Source organism: Bacillus sp. FSL K6-1003, assembly GCF_037964945.1.
GTDB classification, from domain to species: Bacteria; Bacillota; Bacilli; order Bacillales; family Bacillaceae; genus Bacillus; species Bacillus mojavensis.
The window spans coordinates 3,233,371-3,252,652 of record NZ_CP150176.1 but is presented as its reverse complement, the minus strand read 5'-3'; the positions used below and the strand labels follow the sequence as shown (position 1 = coordinate 3,252,652).

The window sequence follows — 19,282 nt, the reverse complement described above, 5'->3', positions numbered from 1 at the left end:
CTTATACATGAATCAAATGATGACTTTTTTACAGACGAACGGCGGTGAGCTGCTGTATAAAACAGGTGAACATTTATACATTTCGCTCGTTGCTGTTGTGTTGGGCATTATCGTTGCGGTGCCGCTCGGTGTTCTGTTGACCAGAATGAAAAAAGGCGCTGGCGCGGTTATAGGTGCCGTCAACATTGTGCAAACCTTGCCAAGTCTGGCGATTCTGGCGTTTTTTATCCCGCTTCTCGGTGTGGGAAAAGTGCCGGCGATCGTCGCTTTATTTTTCTATTCGGTGCTTCCGATTCTGCGCAATACGTATACAGGCATTAAAGGTGTAAACAAAAATCTGCTTGAGTCAGGAAAAGGGATTGGAATGACCGTCTGGGAGCAGATTCGGCTCGTCGAGATTCCGATGGCGATCCCAATTATTATGGCGGGAATCCGTACATCAACGATTTATTTAATCGGCTGGGCGACCCTTGCCTCATTTATTGGCGGCGGCGGTCTCGGTGATTACATTTTTATCGGACTGAACCTGTATCAGCCTGAATACATCATTGGCGGTGCTGTGCCGGTAACGATCTTAGCCATTATCATTGATTACTTGTTAGCCGTGACGGAACGAAAAGTGACACCGAAGGGATTGCAAGGAATGAAGGAAGTTTCTTAAGGAGTTGGCTGTGTTGAAAACGAAAAAAATCAGATGGATCGGCGCGCTCGCTTTCGCCTTTGTCATGCTGCTGAGCGGCTGTTCTTTGCCGGGACTTGGCGGCGCCTCCAAAGATACGATCAAGGTCGGAGCGCAAAGCATGACAGAATCAGAAATCTTAGCGAATATGATTGCGCAGCTCATTGAACATGATACGGATTTAAATACGGCGTTAGTCAAAAATCTCGGATCAAACTATGTTCAGCACCAGGCGATGCTTGGCGGTGACATTGACATCTCCGCCACGCGCTACTCAGGGACCGATTTAACGAGCACCCTCGGAATGGAGGCTGAAAAGGATCCGGAAAAAGCGTTAAATATCGTGCAGAAAGAATTTGATAAACGTTTTAAATATAAGTGGTTTGATTCTTACGGGTTTGATAACACATACGCCTTTACCGTAACAAAAAAGTTTGCGGAAAAGGAGCATGTAAACACTGTGTCTGACCTGAAGAAAAACGCTTCTGAATATAAACTGGGCGTCGACAATGCCTGGCTGAAACGGAAGGGCGACGGATATAAAGGCTTTGTCAGCATGTATGGATTTGAGTTTGGAACAACCTATCCGATGCAAATCGGACTTGTCTATGACGCAGTCAAAAACGGGAAAATGGACGCCGTTCTTGCTTATTCCACAGACGGCCGGATTAAGGCGTATGATCTGAAAATCCTAAAAGACGACAAACAGTTTTTCCCGCCGTATGACTGTTCACCTGTGATTCCGGAAAAGGTGCTTAAAGACCATCCTGAGCTTGAAGGCATTATTCATAAACTGATCGGGAAGATTGATACGGAAACCATGCAGGAGCTCAACTACGAAGTAGACGGCAAGCTGAAGGAGCCGTCTGTTGTGGCAAAGGAATTTTTAGAGAAACATCATTATTTTGACTAAGAAAAGAGGCAGATTAAATGGAAGTATTACAGCAGCTTGGCACTTACTATTCGCAAAACGGCGGTTATGTGCTGCAAGAGTTTTACCGCCATTTTCTGATGTCGGTGTACGGCGTTTTGTTTGCGGCCATCGTCGGTATTCCGCTTGGCATCCTGATTGCCAGATATCGAACATTAAGCGGCTGGGTTTTCGCCGTCACGAACGTGATCCAGACGGTGCCGGCACTCGCCATGCTGGCCGTGCTGATGCTAGTGATGGGGCTTGGCGCCAATACGGTCATTTTATCGTTATTTCTTTATTCACTGCTGCCGATCATCAGAAATACGTATACAGGCATTGTCAGCATTGAACATGCCTATCTTGAATCCGGAAAAGCGATGGGCATGACAAAGTTTCAAGTGCTGCGAATGGTCGAGCTTCCGCTGGCGCTTTCTGTCATTATGGCCGGCCTTCGCACCGCGCTCGTTATTGCCATCGGCATTACAGCCATCGGGACATTTGTCGGCGCCGGAGGCCTCGGAGACATCATCGTCAGGGGATCTAACGCAACAAACGGGACCGCGATTATATTAGCTGGTGCGATCCCGACAGCCCTTATGGCGGTGATAGCTGATTTGGTCATGGGCTGGCTTGAACGCACGTTAAGCCCGATGAAAAAGAAAAAAGGAAATTTTATTATAGCTGATAGAAAAACCACCTCTATTTAAATACAACCGAGGTGGTTTTTTTTAAAATAAACAACATGTGTTAGTATCTGTTAAACATATTTTCCAGTGTTTATATCATCCAAGTATTTGAAAAAAAACAAATATCAAATAATATAACCAATTTGAGGGTTGTTTTTAAAAAAGTTTCAAGTTATAATAATAATACATTTATACAAATACCTAAATGTCTAAATGTTTTTTTGTAAAGGAGAAAACGCTATGAATAATGTTTTCAAAGCTATATCAGATCCAACAAGGAGAAAAATTTTGGATTTGTTAAAAGGAGGGGATATGACTGCGGGAGATATTGCTGAGCATTTTAATATCAGCAAACCGAGTATTTCGCACCACTTGAATATTTTAAAGCAAGCGGAAGTCATAAGTGACCACCGCAAAGGACAATTTATTTATTACTCTCTAAATACAACAGTACTTCAAGACTCAATAAATTGGATGCTTAACTTTATAAATAAAGGGGATAACGATTTATGAAGAAAAACATAATTTCCATAATTATTGTATGTTTGAGTTTCTTGACTTCAATTATATTATATCAATACCTTCCAGAAGAAATACCGATACAATGGTCAGGAAATAAACCGGCTGCAATTGTATCTAAACCTTTAACAATATTTATTATACCTGTTGTTATGCTTATTTATTATCTTACTTTTTATATGTTAACTATTAAGTCTACGAAAAAAAATAAAGCATTGCTTTTCCTAGCTTCTAATAATATGTTAATCCTTTTATATATTCTACAACTCTCAACTCTATTGATAAGTATAGGATACGAACTGAATATTGATTTAATAATAGGGATTGGTGTTGGTATCTTTTTAATTATTGGTGGAAATTCAATGCAGCTAGCAGAACAAAACCATCTTATTGGATTGAGGACACCTTGGACATTAAAAGATGAGACTGTTTGGAAACTGGGAAATCGCTTTGCCTCTAAAGTACTTGTAGTGTGTGGTTTTATAATAGCTGTTCTTTCATTTTTTACAGGAGAATATATAATTCTTATTATGATTGTGCTAGTTCTTCTAGCATTAGTTATTTCAACACTAGCTTCATATCTTTATTACAAAAAATTAAACGGTTCACGATGAAAAAGTGTCTTGCGGAGCAATCCGCAAGACACTCAATTAAATGGATTATTGATGAATCAATTTTAGGGTTTTTGCAGCAGCCGCTTCTAAATCAGAATTATTAGAAGCTGAAGAGGAATATTTGGCAACGTATTTCCACACTGCAGTTGTTACCGCGGCAGCTGTTTGTAATGCAACTGCGTTAACGCCCACAACATATAAATATCCAGCTGCTACACAGACGGCATAAAGCCCACAAGATGGAGTTGCTTTATTAGAAGAGTATTTTACGTTTTCATTTTTCTTAGCATATTTTTGGATAAGTTGGTCTGCTTTTGTCATATTTTCAATGAGTTTTTTAGGGTCTTTGCTGTCAATCGATTGTTTCAATTCATCCATATATTGTGGTTGATCTTTTTTTATAAATTTGACTACATCATTTACTAACTTTTTACCTTCTGTACTATTTGCCTCTTTTACGAGTTTAGGGTCTAAATCGTTTGAAATTAATTTACCAACTTCCCCTTGTCCAAATAAAAGTCCTCTAAAGTAATCTTCTCCAGAAAATGTATTGTTTTCTTTAGCAGATGTACTTGACTCCTTAGAGAATCCTACTAATGAAAAAACCAATATCGTCACCATGGAAACAATCAATAGCCTAAGTAATTTACTTTTCAAATTATTATACCTCCATTAAGTTATTTCTCCATTATCTAAATGTTAGTTATGAAACAATTTTGTAAGGAACTTGACTGATTCACCTCCTATTCTTTTGAAATTTCTCTTTCCTTTTACATATATATATTTAAATAAAGGAGAACACCAATTCATAGTGATATTTTGTTGTACAGGATGCAGATATATAATTAATGCTGATATCATGATCAAGCCAAAACTTACAATACCAATGCTGAATATTATCCCGATATGAAATAATATTCCTGAAACAAGCGCAATTCCCTTTATTCTGATATTTGAAATTATACTTGCTGCTAAGAACAGCTCAAAAATAGTTACTAACCAAGTGATAACAACAATAAAATTGCTTTCAAGTAGTGGATTCAATAAGTTAAGTTGATATTCAGGTAATCCAAACACCGGATCAGAAAAGAAATAATAAATTGCTGTTCCTTCTGCCCACTCTTTATTTTTCAATCGCTCTAAAGCTGCGTTTAAATAAATTATAAAAACTTGAATTTTAATTATTGTCATTATATAAAACAATACTGTCTTCTTTGTGAAAGATTCATTATTTTTTTTCTTTATATTCCAATGATTACGCCTTGAATCTAATAATGTAACAGGTAATATAAGAAAAGAAAGAACAGTTGCAATTTGCTCTCCACCATCGATAGTTAAAGCTGAAGTTTGAATACTATAGCAAATATACCAGTGAAATAAACCGGTAAATCTAGGTCTCCATCCTATAACCACTAAGGTTAATATAAAAATCATTAAGTATCTTATAATCTCAAAATTAATACTATATTCTTTAGCAAAACAAAAGGCGGTAGGGATATAGACATTTTCACATGTGACATTATTTGCACTATAACTAAATAAAATATCAGTACTATTAAATAATAGTACTAGTAATGTTGAGAAACCAAGTAAACTTCTAAAAAGTGCATATGTATTTTTCCATGGATTATAGGTGTCAATATAACCTTCTAAACTATTTAATATCTTCATACTATTTTTATTTTTAGCACCTTTCTTTCAAAAGAGGTAGTTTGTTTAAAGTCTATCCAATACCATGAGAGTGGTTTTTGGCGATATATTAGGTATTCTCCTTTGCTAAGATGTGTATAATCTTCATTTTTTTTAACCTTAATAGGTTTTATTTGTTTCTCTAAATTTGTGCAGGAGTTGTTGTTTTCACAAGTTTTCCAATTCTTTGGATCGATATTCTCTACAATTTTGCCTAATTCTATTGCCTGAACTCTTCCTTCTCTTTTTATCCCCAAAAAATTATTGGGAAGTGCATTAGGTAACTTTAAATTTTCTTTTGTGTGAAATGAAATGTTTTCTTCAGTAGGGCTTTTACTATAAAAGCCAAAGCCTTGGGGAGACAATTGTTGCAAAAAATTTTTTTTGAACAGTGGATTCTGAGGTGAAATATTACTAAAGTAATAAGAAGAAAATAATAGGAAACATATAGTCATTACAGTTATAATTCCCTTTTTTTTGATTTAGATTACCTCCTCTAAGCTAATATAATCATTTCAAAAAGATTATATAATAGCTAGTCAGAATAATCAACAAAAAATGGATAATAAATAAATTAATGTAAATTATGCATTATTTTGTTTGTTGTCTTGAAGTTTGATATGCAACCATTTGGATTGGACTTAAAAAAGTTCCCAGAATTGAATTTGGGAACTTTTTACGGTTTCGGTACATATTTAAAAATCTCTTCACTCTCAAAAAATTCAATCAGACGGCCGAGCCAATTGTAATAGTCGAGCCATTCCTTTAATTCCTTCAACAGCTCATTCACCTTTTCTTCCGCTTCAGGAGAAAGCTCTTCATCCAAGATACTGAGCAGCTCCCGGTTGAGTTTTTTATGCATCATTTTATTTTTGCTGACGACTTTGCTCCAAGTGGCTGTAAACAGTGTGATAAAGGTTTGGTAGTAATCCTCTTCAACATCGTATAAGTCTTTTCGCACGCCCTTTTCGAACACCTTCTCGGCGATGTTGGCATCGAGCATGTCCCGCACGACCTGGCTCATTCGCGTTTTGCTCATGCCAGTCGCATCTGATAATTCCGTCAGCGTCATCGGCTTGCGATTCATATAAATAATGCCCAGCACACGGCCAACGGTAGAGGGCATTCCAAATGCTTGCATGTTTTCCGCGATTCTTTCTATGAGGTGGTCTTCAGTCTGTTCAATTATCGTTAACGGATCTTTCTCCAACAGTTTCAATCCTTTCAGCTTACAATTCCGATGTCAATATACCACATTTTTGATGCGGCGGAAATGCTGTAACCATAGAATTTGGCAGGAAATTGGAGCAATAAGGAGATCATTACCGGTCAATACGGGTAAATCAGGGCTTACACATACTTTATAAATAATATGAACAAATTGTAAACTTTTTATTTTATAAACTTTATTCTATAATGAGAAGCATTCAATTGTCTGAAAAATTAAATATGAATTGAACGAATTGAATGAATTTAATATTGGAGGTGCGATGTTTGCTGACATTACAAAATGTCTCGAAAACATATAAGGGCGGCAAAAAAGCTGTGAACAGCGTGAATCTGGAGATTGAAAAAGGTGAATTTATCTGTTTTATCGGTCCAAGCGGCTGCGGAAAAACGACAACGATGAAAATGATTAATCGATTAATTGAGCCGTCAGCCGGCCAGATTTTTATTGACGGCGAGAACATTATGGAACAAAACCCGGTAGAACTCAGGCGTAAGATCGGCTATGTCATTCAGCAGATCGGTCTGTTCCCCCATATGACCATTCAGCAGAACATTTCACTTGTGCCTAAGCTGCTGAAATGGCCGGAGCAGCAGCGGAAAGAACGTGCGCGTGAGCTTTTAAAATTGGTCGATATGGGACCTGACTATTTAGACCGTTATCCTCATGAATTAAGCGGGGGACAGCAGCAGCGAATAGGTGTATTACGGGCACTTGCCGCGGAACCGCCGCTTATCTTAATGGATGAACCGTTTGGGGCGCTTGACCCGATTACGCGGGATTCCCTTCAGGAAGAATTTAAAAAACTGCAAAAAACCTTACATAAAACCATCGTATTTGTTACCCATGATATGGATGAAGCGATTAAGCTTGCAGACCGGATTGTCATTTTAAAAGGCGGAGAGATTGTTCAGGTCGGAACGCCTGATGATATTCTGAGAAATCCGGCAAACGAATTTGTTGAGGAATTTATCGGCAAGGAGCGCCTGATTCAGTCATCAAGTCCTGAAGTTGAGCGGGTTGATCAAATGATGAGTACACACCCGGTGACCATTACGGCAGATAAAACGCTCTCTGAAGCGATCCAGCTGATGAGGCAGAAGCGTGTCGACTCGCTGCTGGTTGTAGATGACAGCCATGTTCTTCTAGGCTATGTGGATGTGGAAATCATTGATCAATGCCGGAAGAAAGCCAATCTGGTAGGCGAGGTCCTGCATCAAGACATCTACACCGTATTGGGGGGCACACTGCTGCGGGATACAGTACACAAAATTTTAAAACGGGGTGTAAAGTATGTGCCGGTTGTAGATGAAGACCGCCGTTTAATAGGAATTGTGACGAGAGCGAGCCTGGTTGACATTGTATATGAGTCTATCTGGGGAGAAGAAAAACAGCTCGCAATATTGTCATAGGGAGGTTGTAAGACGTGAATCATATTATTGAATTTTTGCAAACCAACGGGGGCGAGCTGCTTTACAAAACATATGAGCATATCACCATTTCTCTCATCGCCGTCATTTTAGGCATTGCTGCCGCTGTGCCCCTTGGGGTTGTGCTGACCAGAATGAAAAAAGGAGCCGGCACCATTATCGGTATTGTAAATATCATTCAGACGCTGCCTAGTCTGGCAATCCTCGCTTTCTTTATCCCGCTCTTGGGAGTCGGAAAAGTCCCGGCTATTGCGGCCTTGTTTTTCTATTCCGTTTTGCCGATCCTGCGCAACACGTATACCGGGATTCGCGGCGTTAACAAAAATCTGCTTGAATCAGGAAAAGGCATCGGGATGACGGCTGCTGAACAGATTCGCCTCGTAGAACTGCCGCTTGCCGCGCCCGTCATCATGGCGAGGATCAGAACATCTACGATTTATTTAATCGGATGGGCGACGCTTGCGTCCTTTATCGGCGGCGGCGGATTGGGTGATTATATTTTCATCGGCCTGAATTTATATCAGCCGGAATATATCATCGGAGGAGCGGTTCCTGTCACGATATTGGCGATTGTCATTGATTATGTGCTGTCAGTAACTGAACGAAAACTGACACCTGCCGGCATGCAGAGATTAAAGGAAGTTTCATAAGGAGGTGGCTCATGAAAAGAAAATATCTCAAGTGGATGATCGGTTTACCGCTCGCAGTAATGCTGATGCTAAGCGGCTGTTCGCTTCCAGGTCTCAGCGCCGCTTCAGACCAGACCATTAAAATCGGCGCGCAAAGCATGAGTGAATCAGAAATCATCGCCAGCATGCTTGGCCAGCTGATCGAACACCATACGGATCTAAAAACAACGACCATTAAAAATCTAGGCTCCAACGCGGTACAGCAGCAGGCCTTATTGAACGGAGAAATCGATATAGCGGCCACAAGATATACAGGTGACGCGCTGACAGGCACGCTGAGGATGAAACCTGAAAAAGATCCGGACAAAGCGCTGGCGCTGACACAGCGGGAGTTTAAAAAAAGATATGATTTAAAATGGTATGGCTCCTACGGGTTTGATAATACGTATGCCTTTACCGTCAGCAAGAAGCTTGCGGACCAATATCATTTAGAAAACGTATCAGACGTCAAAAAATGGGCGCCGCAATTAAAGCTGGGCGTCGACAACTATTGGATGAAGCTGAAGGGGAACGGCTATCAGGATTTTACGAAAACCTACGGCATGACATTCGGCGGCACGTATCCAATGCAGATCGGGCTTGTGTATGACGCGGTAAAAAGCGGAAAAATGGACATTGTCCTCGCTTACTCCACGGACGGGAGAATTAAGTCCTATGATCTCAAAATGCTAAAGGATGATAAACAATTTTTCCCGCCGTACGACTGCTCTCCGGTTGTTCCGGAACAGGTGCTGAAGGAACATCCTGAACTGGAAAGCATCATTCAAAAAATGATCGGAAAAATCGATACAGCCACGATGCAGGAGCTCAACTATGAAGTCGACGGTAACCTAAAAGAACCGTCTGTCGTTGCCAAGGAATATTTGCAAAAGCATCACTACTTCGAATCGTGAAAGGGGGATTGACCAATGAATGTGCTTGAACAGTTAATGTCGTATTATGCACAGAACGGCAGCTACGTCATAGAAGAATTCGGCCGCCATTTTCTCATGTCGGCTTACGGCGTCTTGTTTGCCGCTGTTGTCGGTGTTCCGGTGGGGATTCTCATTGCGCATTTCCGCCGCTTGTCAGGTTGGGTATTCGCCGTTACAAATGTCATTCAGACGATTCCGGCGCTCGCCATGCTGGCAGTCTTGATGCTTGTTATGGGGCTCGGTGCAAACACCGTGATTTTATCATTATTTTTGTATTCCCTGCTTCCGATTATCCGAAACACGTACACAGGCATTGTCAGCATTGAACACGCAACCTTAGAATCAGGAAAAGCGATGGGGATGACGAAATTCCAGATTCTTCGGATGGTTGAGCTCCCGCTCGCGCTTTCTGTCATTATGGCAGGCCTTCGAACGGCTCTCGTCATCGCCATCGGCATTACAGCCATCGGCACATTTGTCGGCGCTGGCGGCCTTGGGGATATGATTGTCCGCGGGTCAAACGCCACAAACGGAACGGCGATTATTCTAGCAGGCGCGATTCCGACTGCTGTAATGGCGGTTGCGGCTGATTTGCTCATGGCTTGGCTGGAGCGGGCGTTACATCCGGTTAAGAAAAAAAGAACCAAGGTGAGACGTATTCAAACAGCTGCATAGGAACAAAAAAGAGGCTTGGATGATTCCAGCCTCTTTTTTCATATTTAAATTGTAAACTGATCCATTTTCTCATTAAGTTCTTTCGCCAAACGCTCAAGCTCCTCAGCATTTTGAAGCACTTGATCCATTGAATGGGCGGATTGCTCGGTAATGGAAAATGTTTCTTCAATGCCGGCGGCGGATTCTTCAGAAACGGAGGCGATATTTTCAATCGATTGGTTAATTGTGATCGATTGGTTTGTTAACTGCTTTAATCCGTCCGTTACTTCCTTAATGCTATCCGCTACATAGGTGACCGATTGCTTAATGTTCTGCATGGCCTGTCCGGTGTCAGTCAGGTTTTCGGTACCTTTTTCTACTTCGGTAAAGCTGCTTTCCAGGTACTGAATGACAGTGTTGATCTCCTGCTGTGTGCCGCCTACTATTTTAGTGATATCCTGAACGGAGTCAGATACGCCGTCTGCTAGCTTTCGGACCTCTTCAGCCACAACAGCGAAGCCTTTGCCGCTTTCTCCTGCGCGGGCTGCCTCAATTGCGGCATTAAGTGACAGTAAGTTCGTTTGCTCGGCAATGCCGTTGATGACCTGAACAAGCTTGTTGATGTCCTGTGAATGCTGTTCCAGCGATCTCACTTTGTGAACGGCTTCCTGAACGATATGATGTATCGTATTCATTTGCTGCACTGACGTATTCATATTTTCGTTTCCGTTTACGGCGAGTTCGAGAACGTTTTGAGACGTATCGCTGATCGTCATGCCGTGATTGTAGGCTTTATCAATGCTTTCTGTAAATTCATTCATTGATTCGGCAATCGTCACAGCGTCTTGCGCCTGCTGCTCGGAGCCTTCAGCCATTTCGTTCATCGTTTCGGTAATATGCCTGCTGCCGGTTCTTGTTTCATTCGTTGCAGTGGTCAGCACTTGTGATGAAGAAAGCACGCGGGTGGAAATTTCTTTTGAATACCCGACGATATCTCTTAAATTCCCTACCATTTTCTGAAGCGCTTCGTTCAGATCGCCAAGCTCGTCTTTTGAGGCCAGCGGCTCTATGTCATTTGACAGATTGCCCTCGGCGATTTCATTCGCAGATGATTTCATTCGAATAATCGGTTTTACAATGCTGCGATTGATATAAAGCCAAATACATATGCTGATGACGATGGAAGCTGCCAGAAGCAAAGCCGTGTAAATGAGGCCTTTATAATAAACGTCCTTGGTTTCTTTCACTGCCGTGTTGCTGCCTTCTTTATTAAAGTCAACCAGTTCAGTGATTGATTTTTTCATATCCTCAAAGCTTGCTTCAGTCTGTACCAATAAACCCCTTGCTTTATCTATATCATTCGTGCGTCCGCTCTCTAAAATCTGGTTATGAATATTCGTATATGAGTTGACTTCAGTCTTGAGCTGTTCGAAAATGCTGCGTTCTTTGTCGTTAGAGATTGTTTTTTCATAGTTATCAAGCTTTTCATTGATATCCTTAAGGATCTGGTTCATATCTTGTTCCAGCGTATCCATTTTGTCTTTGTCTGTATAAATCAGGAAATCTTTTTCCGTAGCGGAAAGGTGCTCTGTCAAATAATTAATAGATGTGATTTCTTTAATGCCGTCTATCCATTTTGTGTTGATTTCATCTGTCTTTTTGATGATGTGCTGCATATTGAAAGCGCCTATTCCGCCTGTAAGCAGATTGATGAGGATTAGTGTCAAAAATACCAGGCTGAATTTGCGGGAAATCGTCAGTCGCATATAAGTGTTCTCCTTTTAAAAAAAGTGATGTGATGTACTATATATCGGCTGAGAAATTGTTTTTTCACCTGGAAATAAAAAATAAAAAACGGCTCTTCTCTCCTTTGAGATCAGAACCGTTTTAGCAATTACATATGAAAGGAAGGGTCAATCCATTCAGTCGCCCATTTGGAGATTTCACCCAGAATGGGCGCTAACGCCATTCCTTTGTCGGTTAATGAATATTCGATGCGAACCGGAGTTTCGGGGATGACGTCCCGTTTAACCACTCCTTCTTGCTCAAGTTCTTTCAGCCTTTCTGACAGAACTCTGCCGCTTAGATTTGGAAGTGCTGCTTCTATTTCGCTAAATCGCTGCTGACCGTTCAACAGTTGAAAAACGATTAAAGCAACCCAGCGTTTGCTCAAGATGTCGACTGCTTTTTCAAATCTAGGACACATTTCTGATTGGTTCATACTTTTTCACCTCGTATGTCATTATTATAACGCAAATAACGAGGGAACGTATGCATGCGTGATTGATAAAATGCGGAAAGAGATGCAGAGGATCACGTGGAAGAAGAGCGTTTTTTCGCTTCGGAAGCTAAAAAATCGAAGTATTTGCTGAGATTTTCAATATCCTTTTTTGAGAGGTGTTTCCATTCCTTGCTGTTAAAAAGAGACAGGTTCCCCGCTCCGCGAGTGACTGCTGTCTGATAAATCGCATAAATAGACTGATAGCCTTCCGAAGCCTCTCGAATTTCTTCAGGAAAAGCGGTGATGTGCCCTGCAGCTGCCATCAGGTTTTCGTGCGGTATTTTCAGCACAGCTGCGAGCTTTTTTATGGTCGCGGGCTTCGGTGTGCCGCGCTTGCCGTTTTCTATTTTTGAGATGGTCGCTGAGCTGATGCCCGAATACACTGCAAGCTGGTTCACTGTTAGTTTGCGGGCGCGGCGCAGCGCCCTTAATTCCTGTCCGAATGTTGACATGATAATCGCCTCGCATTTCTACTAAGAGTTATTGATCAGCAGATCGTTTTTTGGCTTCGTCTGAAATAAAGGAGAAATAATGATCCAGCATGAGCAAATCCTCTTTATTGAGATACTGCCATTTTTCACTCTCAAGAAGGGCAAGATTTTTCAGGTTATAAGCCTCCGCCTTTTCAAGCAGCTGGCACTTCGTTTCATAAGGCGCTCTGGCTTCATGAACCTCTTCGATATATCCCGCTTTATACATAAGCCCTTCATAAGGAATTTTTAAGGCTTCCGCCAGTTTTTTGATGGTGGCAGGTTTAGGAACGCCGCGTTTGCCGTTTTCAATTCTGGAGATGCCGGCCGCACTTACACCGGAATAAGTCGCCAGTTGGTTGACGGTTAACTTTCTCTCCTCACGCAATGCCCGTAATTGTTCGCCAAAGCTTTCCATATGTCTCACCCCGTCCCTCACTGTTACTCATATTTTAGTATGTTTATTGACTAAAGGGAATAGGGAGGCTGGAAATGTATTGACAAAAGTTAACAAACGCCGTAATGTAAATGTATAGAAAAAAGTTTTTTCATGAACGGAAGGTGAGGAAAGTGCCAGTAGAAAAGATACAGATTAGACGTGATTATGTATTGCAGTATATGGTCAATAACGATTATTCCCTCAATCAGCTTGCGCTGGAAATCGGAGTCTCACCCGCCACACTGAGCCGTGTGCTGAATGGAGAAAGACGGCCGGGACAGCTTGTGATCGGAAAAATGCTTCACTATTTTGACTTGAAGTTTGAGGATCTTTTTTACTATGATTTCATTGACAAAAGTCAATGATGCAAAAACGCCTGGGGAAACCAAGCGTTTTCTAAGCCTTTGATTAATGTGTCAATACAAAACCCGTCACAAGTTCATTACAAGTTTTCCATTGCTTTGTCGGCAGCTGATGGCCCTGATATTCCAACCTGAAAAATTCAGCGTGGCTGCATGCTTTCCGGTAATAGCCTGCATGTGTAAAGGTCCAGTCGCGCAGGCCGCCATACATAAACAGCATCGGCATGTTAAAACGGCGCAATTGTCCAAGGCAGCTGTAGCGGAGCGAATCCTGATAATATTGATACCAATGGCCAAGATCAGCTTTCATCATATGACTCGTTAATAGATTTCGGAGCTGTCTGTTTTTCGTATGGCTGCTGGCGATGATTTTCATCAGCATGCCGGGATTTTTTTCAAGAAGATACATTCCCATTTTGTGAAGCTGCTGACCGACCATGGTATGAACAGCGGGGTAAGCGCCGGTCAACACCAAATGAGACACTTTGTCCGGCCGGGTGAAGCCAATGTGCTGTGCAATTAAGCTGCCGGCGGAATACCCGAATACTGCAGCCTGATCAATGTGCAAACGATCCATAAATTGCACGATCTCGTTTGCGTAATAGGAAATCGAGATTTGCTGGTCTGCGTGATCGCTGTCGCCATGACCGCTTAAATCGGGAAATATCACCCTGAAATGATTCGCCAGAAGGCGCTGATAATAAAAAACCTTGCGTCCCATGCCTGGCGGGTGAATAAAAATGACAGGGATTCCCTGTCCATATTCCTCATAATATAGTTGTTTCTTATTGACTGTGCTGACGATCGGCATTGCTGTTCTCCTTTTTCGCTCAATTCATATGAATAGGCTAACCAAAACAAAATGTCTTATCCGGCCTTTTGGCGTCTGATACGGCGTGACATGCCAAACCTTTTCATGTAAAATAGAAGTAATGTAGGCCAGTGAGTCTGGAGGTGTAAGGGATGCACGCGGTTTTGATTACCTTATTGGTTATCGTCAGTATTGCACTTATTATTGTCGTTTTGCTTCAATCCAGTAAAAGCGCCGGATTATCTGGTGCGATTTCAGGCGGAGCGGAGCAGCTCTTCGGGAAACAAAAAGCAAGAGGTCTTGATTTGATTCTGCACCGCATTACGGTTGTGCTGGCAGTCTTGTTTTTCGTGTTGACGATTGCGCTTGCTTATATCCTATAGGGCAATGTTTGTATAAGGTCTGATGTAAAGTCAGGCCTTTTTCACGTTTCTGGCTGATATCAGAGCGTTTTTTTCTGATCAAACTGTGGAAAACTAAAATGATCGTGCAGAAAGAAAGGGAGAAATGAGCATGAAAGTTGTGACACCAAAACCATTTACATTTAAAGGCGGAGACAAAGCGGTGCTTCTGCTGCACGGCTTTACAGGGAATACAGCGGATGTGAGAATGCTGGGACGTTATTTGAATGAACGAGGCTATACGTGCCACGCGCCACAATATGAAGGACACGGCGTTCCTCCTGAAGAATTGGTACATACGGGGCCGGAAGACTGGTGGAAAAACGTCATGGATGGCTATGATTATTTAAAATCTGAAGGCTATGAGAACATTGCTGCCTGCGGACTGTCGCTTGGCGGGGTTTTTTCGCTGAAATTGGGTTACACTGTACCCATAAAGGGAATTGTTCCAATGTGCGCGCCAATGCATATCAAAAGCGAAGAGGTCATGTATCAGGGCGTCCTTTCCTATGCGCGCAATTACAAAAAATTCGAGGGGAAAAGCCCGGAACAAATAGAAGAGGAAATGAAGGAATTTGAAAAAACGCCGATGAAAACCCTTAAGGCGCTGCAAGACTTGATTGCCGATGTGCGAAAGAATGTCGATATGATTTATTCTCCGACATTTGTTGTGCAAGCCCGTCATGATCACATGATTAATACCGAAAGTGCCAATATTATTTATAATGAAGTGGAAACTGACGATAAACAGCTGAAATGGTATGAGGAATCAGGCCATGTTATCACGCTGGACAAGGAACGGGACATCGTACATCAGGATGTGTATGAATTTTTAGAGAAGCTGGATTGGTAACTAACAGGAGGTCGGATGATGGAAAAAGAAGCATTTATGGATAAGCTTCTCTCGTTTATGAAGGAAGAGGCATATAAGCCTCTGACTGTTCAGGAACTTGAGGAGATGTTACAGATTACGGAAGCCGAGGAATTTAAAGAGCTCGTCAAAGCGCTGGTTGCGCTGGAAGAAAAAGGGCTTATCGTGCGGACGAGAAGCGACCGTTATGGCATTCCGGAAAAAATGAATTTAATTAAAGGAAAGCTTTCAGCGCATCCGAAGGGATTTGCCTTTTTGCTGCCTGAGGATACATCGTTAAGCGATGTGTTTATTCCGCCTAATGAGCTAAATACAGCTATGAACGGCGATATCGTAATGGTACGCCTGAATTCGCAGTCAAGCGGCTCCAGACAAGAGGGCACCGTCATACGCATTTTAGAAAGGGCGATTCAGCGTGTTGTCGGAACGTATACAGAAACAAAAAACTTCGGTTTTGTGATTCCGGATGACAAAAAAATCACAAGCGATATATTTATTCCTAATAGCGGGAAAAACGGAGCGGCTGAAGGACATAAGGTTGTTGTTAAGCTGACCAGCTACCCTGAAGGCCGCATGAACGCAGAGGGTGAGATTGAATCCATTCTCGGCCATAAAAATGATCCGGGCATTGATATTTTATCGGTCATCCATAAGCACGGCCTGCCGGGAGAATTCCCTGCCGACGCAATGGAACAAGCGACAAGCACGCCTGATACGATTGATGAAAAAGATCTGAAAGACCGCCGTGATCTCCGTGATCAGGTCATTGTTACCATTGATGGAGCAGACGCGAAGGACCTGGATGACGCGGTTACAGTGACAAAGCTGGATGACGGCAGCTATAAGCTTGGCGTTCACATTGCCGACGTCAGCCATTACGTGACTGAAAATTCGCCGATTGACAAAGAAGCGATGGAAAGAGGAACGAGTGTGTATTTGGTTGACCGTGTGATTCCGATGATTCCGCACAGACTGTCAAATGGTATTTGTTCATTAAATCCGAAGGTTGACCGCCTGACACTTTCTTGTGAAATGACCATTAACAGCCAGGGTGAAGTCACAGAGCACGAAATCTTCCAAAGCGTCATCAAAACAACGGAAAGAATGACATATTCCGATGTGAATCAAATTCTTGTTGATGATGATGAAGAATTAAAACAAAAATACGAACCGCTTGTGCCGATGTTCAAAGACATGGAGCGACTGGCAGAAATTCTTCGCGAAAAGCGGATGAACCGTGGCGCCGTTGATTTTGACTTCAAAGAAGCAAAGGTGCTTGTTGATGAAGAAGGCGCGGTCAAGGACGTTGTGATCAGAGAACGCTCTGTCGCCGAAAAACTGATTGAAGAATTTATGCTTGTTGCGAACGAAACTGTTGCAGAGCATTTCCATTGGATGAACGTTCCGTTTATTTACCGGATACATGAAGAGCCCAATGCTGAAAAACTGCAAAAGTTTTTAGAGTTTGTGACGACATTTGGCTATGTTGTAAAAGGTACAGCGGGAAATATTCATCCGCGCGCGCTGCAAAGCATTCTTGACGCTGTTCGTGACAGACCGGAGGAAACAGTGATTTCTACTGTCATGCTTCGTTCCATGAAACAGGCGAAATATGATCCGCAAAGCTTGGGGCACTTTGGCCTGTCAACGGAATTCTATACCCATTTCACATCGCCGATCCGCCGTTATCCGGATTTGATCGTTCACCGTTTGATCAGAACGTACTTAATCAACGGCAAAGTCGATGAAGCGACACAGGAGAAGTGGGCTGAACGACTTCCGGATATCGCTGAACATACTTCATCAATGGAACGCCGTGCAGTTGACGCAGAGCGTGAAACAGATGATTTGAAAAAAGCGGAATATATGCTTGATAAAATTGGTGAAGAATTTGACGGCATGATCAGCTCTGTGACAAACTTCGGGATGTTTGTCGAGCTGCCGAATACAATTGAAGGACTCGTCCACGTCAGCTTTATGACGGATGACTATTATCGCTTTGACGAGCAGCATTTTGCGATGATCGGCGAACGGACGGGGAATGTGTTCCGTATCGGGGATGAAATTACAGTCAAAGTCGTTGACGTCAATAAAGACGAGCGCAATATTGACTTCGAGATCGTCGGTATGAAAGGCACCCCGCGTCGTCCGAGAGAAATGGACAGCCGCAGCCGAAAACGCGGAAAACCTGCCAGAAAACGCGTGTTAAGCACAAATACGCCTGTATCTCCTGCTCCTTCCGAGGAAAAAGGAGAGTGGTTCACAAAGCCGAAGAAGAAAAAGAAAAAACGAGGCTTTCAAAACGCACCGAAGCAGAAACGGAAAAAGAAGAAATAGCAGCTCAACCAGCAAATAGGGCCGCAGTGCTCTATTTGCTTTCTTTCGGAAACAGCTTTTCATTGTCGCCATGCGTGACATTTGGTAAAATAGAGCGTATCGCAAAGGTGGACAGTTTTCCTTAGTGAGAGGAGGTTCTGGCATGCCGAAAGGGTCAGGAAAAGTATTATCTCAAAACAAAAAAGCCAATCACGATTATTTTATAGAAGAAACATATGAAACAGGCATTGTATTGCAAGGAACAGAAATCAAAGCAATTCGCGCCGGCCGCGTGAACCTTAAGGATTCCTTCGCCAAAATTGAACGGGGAGAAGTATTTCTCCACAATATGCACGTCAGCCCGTATGAGCAGGGAAACCGTTATAACCACGATCCGCTCCGGACAAGAAAGCTGTTAATGCACCGTAAGGAAATTAATAAGCTGATCGGCTTAACGAAGGAAAAAGGTTATTCTCTCGTTCCGCTCAAGCTATATTTGAAGAACGGCTTTGCCAAAGTTCTTCTCGGTCTGGGTAAAGGGAAGAAAAACTATGACAAACGTGAAGATCTGAAGCGCAAGGATGCGAAGCGTGAAATTGAAAGAGCGTTCAGAGACAGTCAAAAAGGGTTCTAAAAGCATAACGCTTGATACTGAAATCCAGCCTGTGCTATACTGATTTCACGATGAGATGACACGGTCTTTTCTTGAAGGATTTGTCAATTGAAATAAGCCGTGATCATGTTATAATAGGAATGTAGCCAGTTTGAGTGAGAGCTTGATATTTCTCCCGTATTTCCCTTATAACAAGGGGACGTTACGGATTCGACAGGGATGGATCGAGCTTGAGCTGCGAGCCGAGAGGCGATCTCGTAAACACGCACATAAATATAACTGGCAAAACTAACAGTTTTAACCAAAACGTAGCATTAGCTGCCTAATAAGCGCAGCGAGCTCTTCCTGACATTGCCTATGTGTCTGTGAAGAGCACATCCAAGTAGGCTACGCTTGCGTTCCTGTCTGAGAACGTAAGAAGAGACAAACAGACTAGCTCTCGGAAGGCCCGCCCGCAGGCAAGAAGATGAGTGAAAACATAAGTATGCAGGCTACGCTCGTAGACGCTTAAGTAATCGATGTTTCTGGACGTGGGTTCGACTCCCACCGTCTCCATACATAATGCAAAAAAAGCAGAACCTTTTACAGGTTCTGCTTTTTTTTTCGTATAACAGGCACCAAAAAGTGCGTACTTCCATTTCAATCCCAGCTGTTTCATACTGGTTTTACAGCAGATGTTTCACCAATCACATTTCTGTTAATA

General features: G+C 42.4%; 23 protein-coding genes and 1 other RNA gene. 15 read left to right on the top strand and 9 right to left on the bottom strand.

The window, feature by feature from the left end; translation table 11 throughout:
* The first annotated feature begins 7 nt into the window (after positions 1-7).
* From opuCB to sdpI, 5 genes are all read left to right on the top strand, one after another.
* Positions 8-661: a glycine betaine/carnitine/choline/choline sulfate ABC transporter permease OpuCB gene (gene opuCB, locus NSU16_RS16680; RefSeq protein ID WP_339191546.1), complete on the top strand. Its 654-nt coding sequence runs from the start codon at positions 8-10 to the stop codon at positions 659-661.
* Positions 662-725: 64 nt separating this feature from the next.
* Entirely contained in the window at positions 726-1,592 is an 867-nt protein-coding gene (opuCC, locus tag NSU16_RS16675; RefSeq protein WP_286059821.1) for an osmoprotectant ABC transporter substrate-binding lipoprotein OpuCC, read from the top strand.
* A 17-nt stretch (positions 1,593-1,609) separates the two neighbouring features.
* Complete coding sequence (gene opuCD, locus NSU16_RS16670) at positions 1,610-2,299, top strand: glycine betaine/carnitine/choline/choline sulfate ABC transporter permease OpuCD (RefSeq protein ID WP_339191545.1); 690 nt, start codon at positions 1,610-1,612, stop codon at positions 2,297-2,299.
* Positions 2,300-2,518: 219 nt separating this feature from the next.
* Positions 2,519-2,791 carry a sporulation delaying system autorepressor SdpR gene (sdpR, locus tag NSU16_RS16665; protein ID WP_003243541.1) on the top strand — a complete coding sequence of 91 codons (273 nt, stop codon included), beginning with the start codon at positions 2,519-2,521 and terminating at the stop codon, positions 2,789-2,791.
* Positions 2,788-3,411 carry an immunity protein SdpI gene (sdpI, locus tag NSU16_RS16660; protein ID WP_326127876.1) on the top strand — a complete coding sequence of 208 codons (624 nt, stop codon included), beginning with the start codon at positions 2,788-2,790 and terminating at the stop codon, positions 3,409-3,411. Before sdpR ends, sdpI begins: the two co-directional genes overlap by 4 nt.
* Before the next feature lie 45 nt (positions 3,412-3,456).
* Here the strand turns inward: sdpI and sdpC are convergent, their stop codons facing one another.
* The 4 genes from sdpC to NSU16_RS16640 all read right to left on the bottom strand — a co-directional run bounded on the left by sdpC (position 3,457) and on the right by NSU16_RS16640 (position 6,310).
* Positions 3,457-4,068 (bottom strand): sporulation delaying protein SdpC, encoded by a 612-nt coding sequence (gene sdpC, locus NSU16_RS16655; RefSeq protein ID WP_339191543.1) that lies wholly within the window; start codon positions 4,066-4,068, stop codon positions 3,457-3,459.
* Between the two features lie 42 nt (positions 4,069-4,110).
* Positions 4,111-5,082 (bottom strand): sporulation-delaying protein SdpB, encoded by a 972-nt coding sequence (gene sdpB, locus NSU16_RS16650; protein WP_339191541.1) that lies wholly within the window; start codon positions 5,080-5,082, stop codon positions 4,111-4,113.
* A complete protein-coding gene (gene sdpA / locus NSU16_RS16645; RefSeq protein WP_326127873.1) occupies positions 5,079-5,555 on the bottom strand; it encodes a sporulation-delaying system protein SdpA in 477 nt (158 codons plus the stop codon). The genes sdpB and sdpA overlap by 4 nt, the downstream gene beginning before the upstream one ends.
* A gap of 221 nt (positions 5,556-5,776) precedes the next feature.
* Positions 5,777-6,310 carry a GbsR/MarR family transcriptional regulator gene (locus NSU16_RS16640; RefSeq protein WP_168748771.1) on the bottom strand — a complete coding sequence of 178 codons (534 nt, stop codon included), beginning with the start codon at positions 6,308-6,310 and terminating at the stop codon, positions 5,777-5,779.
* Positions 6,311-6,594: 284 nt separating this feature from the next.
* Here NSU16_RS16640 and opuBA point away from each other — a divergent pair, with 284 nt between their 5' ends.
* From opuBA to NSU16_RS16620, 4 genes are read left to right on the top strand one after another with little or no spacing between them, the layout of a single operon-like run.
* Positions 6,595-7,740, top strand: a complete 1,146-nt coding sequence (gene opuBA, locus NSU16_RS16635) for a choline ABC transporter ATP-binding protein OpuBA (RefSeq protein ID WP_326331496.1) — start codon at positions 6,595-6,597, stop codon at positions 7,738-7,740.
* 14 nt (positions 7,741-7,754) lie between these two features.
* Positions 7,755-8,408 (top strand): choline ABC transporter permease OpuBB, encoded by a 654-nt coding sequence (opuBB, locus tag NSU16_RS16630; RefSeq protein WP_339191539.1) that lies wholly within the window; start codon positions 7,755-7,757, stop codon positions 8,406-8,408.
* An 11-nt stretch (positions 8,409-8,419) separates the two neighbouring features.
* Positions 8,420-9,340, top strand: a complete 921-nt coding sequence (gene opuBC, locus NSU16_RS16625; protein WP_339191538.1) for a choline ABC transporter substrate-binding lipoprotein OpuBC — start codon at positions 8,420-8,422, stop codon at positions 9,338-9,340.
* Between the two features lie 15 nt (positions 9,341-9,355).
* Complete coding sequence (locus NSU16_RS16620; RefSeq protein WP_010331899.1) at positions 9,356-10,036, top strand: ABC transporter permease; 681 nt, start codon at positions 9,356-9,358, stop codon at positions 10,034-10,036.
* Positions 10,037-10,080: 44 nt separating this feature from the next.
* Here NSU16_RS16620 and NSU16_RS16615 read toward each other — a convergent pair whose 3' ends face one another.
* From NSU16_RS16615 to rghR, 4 genes are all read right to left on the bottom strand, one after another.
* Entirely contained in the window at positions 10,081-11,781 is a 1,701-nt protein-coding gene (locus NSU16_RS16615; protein ID WP_339191537.1) for a methyl-accepting chemotaxis protein, read from the bottom strand.
* 128 nt (positions 11,782-11,909) lie between these two features.
* Positions 11,910-12,236: a catDE operon transcriptional regulator CatR gene (catR, locus tag NSU16_RS16610; protein WP_168748758.1), complete on the bottom strand. Its 327-nt coding sequence runs from the start codon at positions 12,234-12,236 to the stop codon at positions 11,910-11,912.
* A 92-nt stretch (positions 12,237-12,328) separates the two neighbouring features.
* Complete coding sequence (locus tag NSU16_RS16605) at positions 12,329-12,748, bottom strand: helix-turn-helix transcriptional regulator (RefSeq protein WP_168748757.1); 420 nt, start codon at positions 12,746-12,748, stop codon at positions 12,329-12,331.
* 28 nt (positions 12,749-12,776) lie between these two features.
* Positions 12,777-13,184: a transcriptional repressor RghR gene (gene rghR, locus NSU16_RS16600; protein WP_339191535.1), complete on the bottom strand. Its 408-nt coding sequence runs from the start codon at positions 13,182-13,184 to the stop codon at positions 12,777-12,779.
* Between the two features lie 152 nt (positions 13,185-13,336).
* On the opposite strand from rghR, the gene NSU16_RS16595 reads away from it, so the two are divergent.
* A complete protein-coding gene (locus tag NSU16_RS16595; protein ID WP_010331894.1) occupies positions 13,337-13,570 on the top strand; it encodes a helix-turn-helix domain-containing protein in 234 nt (77 codons plus the stop codon).
* Positions 13,571-13,613: 43 nt separating this feature from the next.
* On the opposite strand, the gene NSU16_RS16590 is transcribed toward NSU16_RS16595, so the two are convergent.
* Entirely contained in the window at positions 13,614-14,378 is a 765-nt protein-coding gene (locus NSU16_RS16590; RefSeq protein ID WP_339191533.1) for an alpha/beta hydrolase, read from the bottom strand.
* A 152-nt stretch (positions 14,379-14,530) separates the two neighbouring features.
* Between NSU16_RS16590 and secG the strand changes: the two genes are divergently transcribed.
* The 5 genes from secG to ssrA all read left to right on the top strand — a co-directional run bounded on the left by secG (position 14,531) and on the right by ssrA (position 19,137).
* Positions 14,531-14,761 carry a preprotein translocase subunit SecG gene (gene secG / locus NSU16_RS16585; protein ID WP_003220028.1) on the top strand — a complete coding sequence of 77 codons (231 nt, stop codon included), beginning with the start codon at positions 14,531-14,533 and terminating at the stop codon, positions 14,759-14,761.
* Positions 14,762-14,891: 130 nt separating this feature from the next.
* Positions 14,892-15,632 (top strand): carboxylesterase, encoded by a 741-nt coding sequence (locus NSU16_RS16580; RefSeq protein ID WP_010331892.1) that lies wholly within the window; start codon positions 14,892-14,894, stop codon positions 15,630-15,632.
* Positions 15,633-15,650: 18 nt separating this feature from the next.
* A complete protein-coding gene (rnr, locus tag NSU16_RS16575) occupies positions 15,651-17,987 on the top strand; it encodes a ribonuclease R (protein ID WP_010331891.1) in 2,337 nt (778 codons plus the stop codon).
* 142 nt (positions 17,988-18,129) lie between these two features.
* Positions 18,130-18,600 (top strand): SsrA-binding protein, encoded by a 471-nt coding sequence (gene smpB / locus NSU16_RS16570; RefSeq protein ID WP_010331890.1) that lies wholly within the window; start codon positions 18,130-18,132, stop codon positions 18,598-18,600.
* 174 nt (positions 18,601-18,774) lie between these two features.
* Positions 18,775-19,137, top strand: a transfer-messenger RNA (tmRNA) gene (gene ssrA, locus NSU16_RS16565).
* The last annotated feature ends 145 nt before the right edge of the window (positions 19,138-19,282 follow it).